Origin of the sequence: Staphylococcus coagulans (assembly GCF_002901995.1) — a bacterium.
In the GTDB taxonomy this organism is placed as follows: Bacteria; Bacillota; Bacilli; order Staphylococcales; family Staphylococcaceae; genus Staphylococcus; species Staphylococcus coagulans.
On sequence record NZ_PPQN01000035.1, the window covers coordinates 45,432 to 52,445 of the forward strand.

General features: G+C 33.6%; 5 protein-coding genes. 1 reads left to right on the top strand and 4 read right to left on the bottom strand.

Annotated features, from left to right (window positions below):
* Positions 1 to 55: 55 nt before the first annotated feature.
* From CD118_RS08310 to CD118_RS08325, 4 genes are read right to left on the bottom strand one after another with little or no spacing between them, the layout of a single operon-like run.
* A complete protein-coding gene (locus CD118_RS08310; protein WP_060829196.1) occupies positions 56 to 658 on the bottom strand; it encodes a response regulator transcription factor in 603 nt (200 codons plus the stop codon).
* On the bottom strand, positions 655 to 1,755 hold the full coding sequence (locus tag CD118_RS08315) for a sensor histidine kinase (protein ID WP_060829197.1): 1,101 nt from the start codon (positions 1,753 to 1,755) through the stop codon (positions 655 to 657). The genes CD118_RS08310 and CD118_RS08315 overlap by 4 nt, the downstream gene beginning before the upstream one ends.
* Positions 1,752 to 2,489: an ABC transporter permease gene (locus tag CD118_RS08320; RefSeq protein ID WP_103356559.1), complete on the bottom strand. Its 738-nt coding sequence runs from the start codon at positions 2,487 to 2,489 to the stop codon at positions 1,752 to 1,754. The genes CD118_RS08315 and CD118_RS08320 overlap by 4 nt, the downstream gene beginning before the upstream one ends.
* A complete protein-coding gene (locus tag CD118_RS08325) occupies positions 2,486 to 3,352 on the bottom strand; it encodes an ABC transporter ATP-binding protein (RefSeq protein WP_060829198.1) in 867 nt (288 codons plus the stop codon). The genes CD118_RS08320 and CD118_RS08325 overlap by 4 nt, the downstream gene beginning before the upstream one ends.
* Before the next feature lie 369 nt (positions 3,353 to 3,721).
* Here CD118_RS08325 and CD118_RS08330 point away from each other — a divergent pair, with 369 nt between their 5' ends.
* Positions 3,722 to 6,859 carry a DEAD/DEAH box helicase gene (locus tag CD118_RS08330; RefSeq protein WP_103356560.1) on the top strand — a complete coding sequence of 1,046 codons (3,138 nt, stop codon included), beginning with the start codon at positions 3,722 to 3,724 and terminating at the stop codon, positions 6,857 to 6,859.
* The last annotated feature ends 155 nt before the right edge of the window (positions 6,860 to 7,014 follow it).

The following is a 7,014-nucleotide window of genomic DNA, read 5'->3' on the forward strand; positions in this document are numbered from 1 at the left end:
AGATGACTTTGTATCAAAAAGATAAAATGTCACAAGCATTATATGTAAGTCATCCTTATAACCATCCTTTATCATGCGCTTTTTTCCAAGCATCGAAGCGATTGTCAGCTTCAAGCTTATCGATAACCGTCGACGTATAATTACGGATTGTGCCATCTGATAGAAATAAAGTATTTGCAATCTCACGACTTGAAAGGCCTTTGCCAATTTCTTTGAGTACGAGTTGTTCTTTGGGCGTAAGGGGATTGCGTTCTGTAAAAATCGAAGTCATTAAAGCTTCGCTATATTCTTTTTGACCCGACATCACACGATGAATCGTATCAACTAGCTCATCGATAGAACGCTCTTTTAACACATAAGCGTCAACATCAAGGGCGACCGCTTTTTCAAAGTAGCCCGGCCGTTTGAACGTGGTCACGATAATCACTTTAATATCGACTTTATCTTCTCGGATTTGTTGTAAAACTTCCAAGCCTGTCAACTTTGGCATTTCAACATCTAAAATCAGAACATCTGCCTCCGTTTCTTGAGCCATTTTGAGGACACTTTGTCCATCTCCGACATCAGCAACGACATGAATGTTGTTATGCATTTCGATGAGTTGAACCATGGCTTGTCTTAACATTGTTTGATCTTCTGCGATAATCACGTTAATCATACTTGGATTCCTCCTCCATTTGGTACAAAAATGGTCAACTGCAAACCTGAATGATTTTCAATTTTTAGAGTTCCTCTTAATAAAGCGATGCGATCTTCAATACTTTGTAAATGAACGTCTGCATCGTTAAGTCCTTTTCCATTGTCACAAATTGTCAAGATGATTCCTTCTGCATGATGCGATAGTGAAGCGGAAACTTCTGTTGCTTCTGCATGTTTGATGACGTTGTTAATGGCTTCTCGCAAAATCATGGACAACAAGGCTTGTTTCGTTGGCGATAAAGCATGAGAATATGCCGCATTCTCAAAATGAAATGTCAAATTTGCATTTTTTAAGAGTTGCTCTAGCGAAGCGACTTCTTCTTCAAATGACAACAACTTTAAATCGTTAATAATGGCTCTAATTTGAGTTAATGCCTCTTTTGAAATTTGATTGATTGCTTCCACTTCAGTTTTTGCTTTTTTAATATCATGGTCGATTAATTTAAGCGCGAGCTCTGATTTTAAGCTTAAACTCGCAAAGACATGACCTAATGTATCGTGCAAATCTTGGCCAATACGGTTACGCTCTTGATCAGCGATTAATACGTTGATATGCTCATTTTGTGCGTTAATCTCTGATTGGTACGCTTGCTCTGTCACACGTTTAAAATTTGAGAACATAATTAAATTCATGACAAAATAATAAATGATTAACATCACAATATAAAATGGCTCCGAATAATAGAGAAACGTCACGATAAGACAGAGGAGCATGGTTGCTAAAAAGGTGAAATATTCTTTAGACCATAACTTGACGCGAAAAGTTAAAGGAAGCGCAAAAACACTATAAAATAAGAATAAGGACGACGTGGGATTAATTGCATAAACAAAATAAATAATCCCTAAATAATGTAGGACAAGTAAAAAATAAGACATCCATGGTTTTAAAGCGCGATGACCGATAATCAACGTCGTATAAACAATACTAAAGATGATGAAAACAACAATTAGGAACACGGTATTCCCTTGATTACGATTTAAAAATAAGGCAAGAAATGGAAATAACAAATAGATTAAGCTGGATAAATGACCCGCGTCTAAATCTAGTTTTTTCATTGAGACACATCTCTTCTTTTTTGAATATATAAAGCGATACTTAAGAAAATCATACTATATAGAAGTAATATAATGAAAGCGCTAATCGCAAAAGAATCGTTTTGTCCTAAATCGGTTGCTAATTTTTTTAAATGATATGTAGGTGTTAGGTGAGCAATCGGTTTCATAAAAGATGGGAAGGTGTCAATCGGAAACCAGAGACCACCTAAGACAGCTAAACCTAAATATAGAATATTACCGATTCCACTCGCTTTCTGGGTATCGTTGATTTGTGCTAATAGCACGCCAAGTGATAGAAACAAACTTGCGCCAATCCATAGAACGACGCCTGATAAAATCCATTGACTGAGGGATAAATGAACGCCTTTATAAAAGGCAGCAGTCCCGAATATAATAAAAATGGCTAAAACAAACTGAAACATTGTTTTAATAATTTTTACGCTGAAATAGTCAAAGGGTTTGAGTGGCGTAGTCATGAGGTTTTTATACCAACCTTTTTTGCGTTCATCGATGAGTTCAAGCGGAAATGAGAATAAGCAGAAACTCGTTAAACTGAATGTCGTCATGCTATACATAGCATTTTTATTAATTTCAGCCATCTCAGCTTCAGGTGCTTGGATGATCGATGTAAATAATAAGTAAAATGCTAAAGGTATAAAAATCGATAGTATCAATCTTGTTTTAAAACGGAATAGTAAACGTAATTCTGATAATAAATATGCAAAACGCATCATTGATCCTCTCCTTGTTTGTCCTCATTGAAAATAATCTCAAGCAATGAATTTTTACGAATTTCGATATCATCAAGGTTCACATTTAAAGCAAGTAACTTTTCAAGAACTTGTTGGACATGATTTGTCTTAATATGTAGGCGTTGTTGCGTACGCGTGATTGTTTCGTATGGAAATTGCTGTTCAAGTGGTGTTTGGGGTACTGGAATATCAATCATCGAAAAATGTTGTTGCTGTTTAATATTTTCCGGGGAATCATTGAATACAATTTGGCCTTTGTTGAGTACAATCACTTGATCGGCCATTCTTTCTACCTCTTCGATATAGTGAGATGTGTAAAAGAGCGTCAGTCCTTCTGCTTTTAATTGCGAAATGACTTTCCAAAAATGTTGTCTCATTTGGACATCCATCGCACTTGTAGGCTCATCAAGAATAAGGCAGCGTGGTTTGCTTATCATAGTTAAAGCGAAATCTAGAATACGTTGTTGTCCACCTGATAGTTCAGTCGCAAATTTTTGTAACTCTGCATCGTTAAAACGCGTGATGTCTTGGAATTTTGCCAAAGAAAGCGACTGAGGATATAATTTTGAAAACAATTGATAAAGCTCTATGACTTTCATACGTTCAGGGAAGGTTGTACGTTGAAAAAGCACGCCTAACCGTTCGGGATGTAATAATCGTGAAGGATCTTTAATGATGCCACTATCGGCGTGTCGATCACCAATCAATAAATCAATCAGTGTGGATTTACCTGAGCCATTCGGACCAATTAATGCAGTACAAATGCCTTCTGTTATCGTAAAGGAAACATCGTTGACCGCTTTTTGTTGCTGATATTGTTTCGTGATATGTTCGATATGAATCATAACCCTGCACATCCTTTGAATAAGTTAATTTAATTGTAAAAAAGTAAGGGAGCTATTATTAGTGAGGATTGTCATAATTGCACCATGACATTTGTCATCATTTATATTGGGAAGGATAATGTGAAGATGTATATTTGTATAAAAGAAAACCCGAGGCATGGAAATACCTCGGGTTGAGTTAGTTTATTCTTTTTTTGAATGTAAATACATTTATAGGTGGCTATAAAGGGAACAGGCAATTAAAAGTCTAATGTAGATATGAAATTTATTTGTAGCGAGCTGCTTAATTAGACAATAAAATTACATGTAAAATTCTGATAATTATTGTTAAAATGACTATAAATATATAGATTCTTGGGGGATGCGCTAATGGATAGATTAGTTAATAATACATTGTCTGCTTGGATACTAATAAAGACGCTACAACCTGGCGAGTTAGAGGATATAAAGTCATATTTAAATAAAGATCTTTTTTTGTTAAATGAACAGCAAAAGGCAGTACATGATTTTGAGTCTTTTTATCCTATATGGGAAGACGAACGTTTTCAGCTTAACCAGTTAAGTAGCAGTAAAGGTGAAATACAATTTCAACTTTATAGACATTGCTTTAAGTTTGGAGAAATAGAACAATATATTCGAAGTATTTTTAATGATGAAGAGATTTATAATCCAGATAATAGGAACTGTTATGGATATACTTTCATGATTGATAATGAAGGATACGTTTTAATGGATACGCTCCATGTTCCAATGTTAATGAGTGCATTAAAGTTTCTTAAAAATGACAAAAATATCCTAATTGAAGAGACCTACCAAGATCATTTTGAAAAATTTAAGCATAAGTGTGAAGAAATTATAGGGAATAATAAGTTAACTAAAGAAAAACTACATAAGCTTGATCAATTATATTCTAAATATTTTGCTTTGTTTGAAACCAATTATCAAGGTTTTTTTAAGCAAGCGATAGGTATAAAATATGTCACTTCAAATGAACAGAGCAATGAACTTAATAGTTTTTATATTAGTGATATGGAATTTGCAAAAAAGGATCCTAATAAAACATTGAGCCAATACATTCATGGCGTTAATGATAAAGATAAGAAAGTCATTGATGAGAATAAAGAATATATAGAGCATTATCTAAAACCAGAATTTTATCCTGATGGACGTTGGCCTTCTCTAGTAGAACACCGTTTATCATTGATGCAACAAGTTGCTGTAAATCAAATAACACATGATCAAATGAAAATAAGTTCTGTAAACGGTCCTCCAGGTACGGGTAAGACAACGTTATTGAAAGATATATTTGCGCATAACATAGTTGAAAGGGCCAAGACTTTTGCTAAACTTAATAAACCGAGTCAAGCTTTTAAATTCCAGAAGATTCACGAAACAGACCAATTCTCAACTGCTTTTCTAAACGATGTCCATACACACTATAAAATGGTAGTTGCATCAAGTAATAATGGTGCTGTTGAAAATATATCCAAAGATTTGCCTAAAATATCTGAAGTGGTTAGAAGTGATATTTCTTCAAACTTTCCAAAGTATGAAGAGGCTTATCAAAATGTTGCGAAAGAACTTGATATATTTAGTGAAATTGCTGAAAAGTTAATTGGTGAAAAAGCATGGGGGTTATTCTCAGGCGTTTTTGGCAGGAAAGCAAATATTGATAGTGTAATGACGCAAGTTCTTACTAGCTGTGAATCAAAAACGTTAAATAAAGTTTTAATTGATGCGTATAATTCTATAGATATTAATAAAGAGTGGAAAGATGCTAAACAATCATTTCAAAAAACTTTAAGTAAAGTTAAAGTGTTAAAAAAAGAAATTAACCAAGGTATAAAACACTTTGATGATTTTAGAAAAAGCGAAGAACAGTTTATAAAGTATCAACAAGAATTAGTAGAACTGAATGATAAAAACAAAAATAATAATATTGATTCCTTAAAACAACGGAAAAAGAATTTAGAAAACCAAATAATAAACGTTGATATACAAATTAACGATTTAAAAGAATATATTCAATTGACAAAAAGTAAAAATTCATTCAAAGATAAGTTAAAACAATTTTTAGGAAGCAATTCTAGTGATGATAAAGACACAGAATATGAGCAAAGACATGCAGATTTACTGAGAAGAAAGATTCAATTTAATGAAGATAAAATAAGAATAGATACTGAGATAACTATGGCAGTGAATGAAATAAATGAAAGAGAAAGTCACATCAAGCGGATAGAACAAAATTTAATGCTGCTTCGCAAAAATCAACAGGGCTATTTAAATTTTATAAAAGATCATCCAGATGTCGTGGTGCCGGATAGTGAATTTTGGAGAAGTGGAAATGAAGCATATAATATGCGTCAAGAGAAAGTATTGTGGACTTCAGATGAATTACAATTTGAAAGAGGATTATTATTTTTAAAGGCGATAGTATTGCACAAATTGATTTTAATAGGGAATGCTAAATCTATTCAATCAGGGTTATATGATTTTCAGCGACGTTTTGAATATTTAGATGCAGCACCTGAGAAAGTAGAAAATGCATGGAACGTAATTCACCTTGTTTTTCCCGTCATTAGCACTACTTTTGCAAGCTTTAGGTCAATGTATCAAACAATGCCTAAAGATTTTATAGACTACTTATATATTGATGAAGCAGGGCAAGCTATTCCTCAAGCTGCAGTAGGAGCGATACAACGTGCGCAACACCTGGTGGCAGTTGGAGATCCCGTCCAAATTGAACCAGTGGTAACTATAGATCGTAATTTGATTGACTCTGTAAGGAAAGCATTTAATGTGCCTGAGCGATTGGTGAGCATTGAATCTTCAGTTCAAACACTAAGTGATGGAGCAAATATCTACGGTTATTGGAAAGGTGAAGAGGGTGAAAAGCAGTGGATTGGTGTACCTCTTTGGGTGCATAGAAGATGTCTAAATCCAATGTTTACTATTAGCAATAAAATTGCATACGAACAAAAGATGGTGTTACCAGAATATATTAAAAGTAACGAGTTAGAAGGAAAAGTTGGCAGGGTTTCATGGATAGATGTTAAAGGAAAAGCTAATCCAAAACAATTTGTGAAAGAACAAGGTATAGTCGTAGTAGAAGAACTGAAAAAAGACTGGGTTAAAGCTTTGAAAAGTGGCAAACAGGAGCCAAATGTGTTTATTATCACGCCGTTTTCTAGAGTCAAGAGTGAAATTATTGCTTTTGCCAAAAAAGAGTTGAAACCATTAGTTAACCAAAACATAAATGTTAGAAAGTGGTTACATGAATCTATAGGTACAGTTCATACATTCCAAGGGAAAGAAGCAGATAAAGTTTATTTTGTCACTGGTACGGATGATACGCAAAATACTGCTATTCAATGGTCATGTCAGAAGCCTAATCTAATTAATGTTGCTGTAACAAGAGCTAAAAAAGAATTTATTGTTGTTGGTGATAAGAAACGTATTAGTCAATGTAGATATTATCAAGCGATAGATAAAGAAATAAATATATGATTTGTGTAATAATTCCAAAAAAACAACTGGAGAACAAATAGTTGAAATGAAGTGAAAAAGTAATCGTTATTTATTTCTAGATGTTTATAAAAATCTATTGTATCTAAAATAATAGTAATGATTAAAGGAGGAGTTTATGGGCGTTCTTTCTCACA

Excerpts from the sequence above, each read along its gene's own strand:
- CD118_RS08325 (WP_060829198.1), bottom strand. The coding sequence starts at position 3,352 with ATGATTCATATCGAACATATCACGAAACAATATCAGCAACAAAAAGCG.
- CD118_RS08310 (WP_060829196.1), bottom strand. The coding sequence starts at position 658 with ATGATTAACGTGATTATCGCAGAAGATCAAACAATGTTAAGACAAGCC.
- CD118_RS08330 (WP_103356560.1), top strand. The coding sequence starts at position 3,722 with ATGGATAGATTAGTTAATAATACATTGTCTGCTTGGATACTAATAAAG.
- CD118_RS08315 (WP_060829197.1), bottom strand. The coding sequence starts at position 1,755 with ATGAAAAAACTAGATTTAGACGCGGGTCATTTATCCAGCTTAATCTAT.
- CD118_RS08320 (WP_103356559.1), bottom strand. The coding sequence starts at position 2,489 with ATGATGCGTTTTGCATATTTATTATCAGAATTACGTTTACTATTCCGT.